Origin of the sequence: Pedobacter terrae, assembly GCF_900100705.1 — a bacterium.
GTDB classification, from domain to species: domain Bacteria; phylum Bacteroidota; class Bacteroidia; order Sphingobacteriales; family Sphingobacteriaceae; genus Pedobacter; species Pedobacter terrae.
The window spans coordinates 2,688-5,999 of the sequence record NZ_FNCH01000044.1 but is presented as its reverse complement, the minus strand read 5'-3'; the positions used below and the strand labels follow the sequence as shown (position 1 = coordinate 5,999).

Here is a 3,312-nt window from a genome sequence, read left to right as displayed (position 1 = left end):
CAACATTTCTGCTGAAGGGTTTCTTTTAAGATCTGGCACCGACCTACTCTCCCACGTGTTACCGCAGTACCATCGGCTCTGGTGGGCTTAACTTCTCTGTTCGGAATGGGAAGAGGTGGACACCACCGATATAGGCACCTGAATATTTTTATTTAAGGTTGAGGGAGGGAGGGTTTTAAGGCAGAGGGTAAACCTTCAGCCTTTATGCCTTCCGCCTTCCGGCCTCAAATGACATATTATTGAAAGAAGTTAGTTTGAAGAACAAACAACAGTCTGTTTGCTTTGAAAGCTTCGGATGATTAGTACTACTCGACTGTGCTGTCACCAGCTTTACATCTATAGCCTATCAACGTAGTAGTCTGCTACGGTCCTATATGGAATTCTCATCTCGTGGCTAGTTTCGCACTTAGATGCTTTCAGCGCTTATCTATTCCCAGCGTAGCTACTCTGCAATGCCCCTGGCGGAACAACAGATTCACTAGAGGCTGGTCCAACCCGGTCCTCTCGTACTAAGGTCAGCCCCACTCAAAATTCCTACGCCCACAACAGATAGGGACCGAACTGTCTCGCGACGTTCTGAACCCAGCTCGCGTGCCACTTTAATCGGCGAACAGCCGAACCCTTGGGACCTTCTCCAGCCCCAGGATGTGACGAGCCGACATCGAGGTGCCAAACCTCCCCGTCGATATGAGCTCTTGGGGGAGATCAGCCTGTTATCCCCAGCGTACCTTTTATCCTTTGAGCGATGGCCCTTCCATGCAGAACCACCGGATCACTATATCCGTCTTTCGACCCTGATCGACCTGTATGTCTCACAGTCAAGCAAGCTTATGCTATTGCACTCCGCGTACGGTTACCAAGCGTACTGAGCTTACCTTTGAAAGCCTCCGTTACCTTTTTGGAGGCGACCACCCCAGTCAAACTACCCATCAAACAATGTCTCCCCCTTAGAGGGATTAGACACCGAATACAGAAAGGGTGGTATTTCAACGTTGGCTCCACGACGCCTAGCGACGCCGCTTCAAAGCCTCCCACCTATCCTACACATCCTGTATCCAATGTCAATGTTAAATTGTAGTGAAGGTGCATGGGGTCTTTCCGTCCCGTTGCGGGTACCCGGCGTCTTCACCGGGACCACAATTTCACCGAGCTCATGGCTGAGACAGCGCCCAGATCGTTACACCATTCGTGCAGGTCGGAACTTACCCGACAAGGAATTTCGCTACCTTAGGACCGTTATAGTTACGGCCGCCGTTTACTGGGGCTTCGATTCAATGCTTCTCTTACGATGACATCCCCTCTTAACCTTCCAGCACCGGGCAGGTGTCAGGCCTTATACCTCATCTTTCGATTTTGCAAAGCCATGTGTTTTTGTTAAACAGTCGCCTGGGCCTTTTCACTGCGGCTTACATTGCTGCAAGCGCCCCTTCTCCCGAAGTTACAGGGCCATTTTGCCGAGTTCCTTAGCCATGATTCACTCGAGCACCTTAGAATCCTCTTCCCGGATACCTGTGTCGGTTTGCGGTACGGGTTTTTATAACCTGAAGCTTAGCGGTTTTTCTTGGAAGTCTGATTACCTGCACTATCCACTCAGCCGAAGCCTCGCGGTACTATCAGCGTTCAGCACCGTCGGCGGATTTGCCTACCGTCGGTATACCTACAGCCTTCAACGATCTATTCCGTCAGATCGCGGCAGTGTCACTACTCCGTCCCCACATCGCAGTTATAAAAAGTACTGGAATATTAACCAGTTGTCCATCGAATTTCCCCTTCGGGTTCTCCTTAGGTCCCGACTGACCCTGATCCGATTAGCGTTGATCAGGAAACCTTATCCTTTCGGTGGGCGGGTTTCTCGCCCGCCTTATCGTTACTTATGCCTACATTTGCTTTTCTATGCGCTCCAGCACCCATTACCAGATACCTTCACTGCACATAGAATGCTCCCCTACCGATATATTTCAATCCCATAGCTTCGGTGTACGGTTTAATGCCCGTTTATTATCCATGCCCGATCGCTCGACTAGTGAGCTGTTACGCACTCTTTAAATGAATGGCTGCTTCCAAGCCAACATCCTAGCTGTCTGTGCAATCGGACCTCGTTAGTTCAACTTAACCGTAACTTGGGGACCTTAGCTGATGGTCTGGGTTCTTTCCCTCTCGGCGCGTGACCTTAGCACCCCGCGCCTCACTGCCGGTTATATTATATAGCATTCGGAGTTTGTCTGGATTTGGTAGGATTTGACTCCCCCGCACCCAATCAGTAGCTCTACCTCTATATAACTCTACACCGACGCTGTTCCTAAAAACATTTCGGGGAGTACGAGCTATTTCCCAGTTTGATTAGCCTTTCACCCCTACCCACAGATCATCCGGAAACTTTTCAACGTTTATCGGTTCGGTCCTCCAGTACGTGTTACCGCACCTTCAACCTGTCCATGGGTAGATCACAAGGTTTCGCGTCTACCTCCTCTGACTATACGCCCTGTTCAGACTCGCTTTCGCTTCGGATCCGTGCCTGAAGCACTTAACCTTGCCAGAGAAGAGTAACTCGTAGGCTCATTATGCAAAAGGCACGCCGTCACACCACTTGGATGCTCCGACCGCTTGTAAGTACACGGTTTCAGGTTCTATTTCACTCCCCTGTTCGGGGTTCTTTTCACCTTTCCCTCACGGTACTGGTTCACTATCGGTCTCTCAGGAGTATTTAGCCTTACCGGATGGTGCCGGCAGATTCCCACAAGGCGTCTCCGACCTCGCGGTACTCAGGATACTGCTAAGCTAGCATTCTATACGTGTACCGGGCTATCACCGTGTACCGCTGGGCTTCCCATCCCATTCCACTTCTGTTTGCTAATGCCATGTTGCAGTCCTACAACCCCCACTTTGCCGTAACAAGGTAGGTTTGGGCTCTTTCCCTTTCGCTCGCCACTACTCAGGAAATCATTGTTATTTTCTCTTCCTCTGCTTACTTAGATGTTTCAGTTCGGCAGGTTTGCTCATTATATGTGACATGTCTTCAACATGCCGGGTTGCCCCATTCGGAAATCTTCGGATCTATTCCTATTTGCAAATACCCGAAGCTTATCGCAGCTTATCACGTCCTTCATCGCCTCTGAGAGCCAAGGCATCCCCCGTGTACTCTTTATTACTTTCTTCTACTCATATGCCTTTTGCGCCATATGGTATGCTTTTTTTGCTCTTGTTATGATGTCTCATTCCCGACTTTACGTCGGGAGAGCACAAACACAACAGTCGCCTATTGTTGTTTGCTCTTCTTTTTTAACTTCTTCCAATATGTCAAAGAACTTTATT

Annotated in this window: 2 rRNA genes; both read right to left on the bottom strand. The window is 49.5% G+C overall.

Annotated features, from left to right (window positions below):
- Positions 1–30 precede the first annotated feature (30 nt).
- Positions 31–142, bottom strand: a 5S ribosomal RNA gene (gene rrf, locus BLR60_RS24460).
- Positions 143–280: 138 nt separating this feature from the next.
- A 23S ribosomal RNA gene (locus BLR60_RS24455) occupies positions 281–3,155 on the bottom strand.
- Positions 3,156–3,312: the final 157 nt, after the last annotated feature.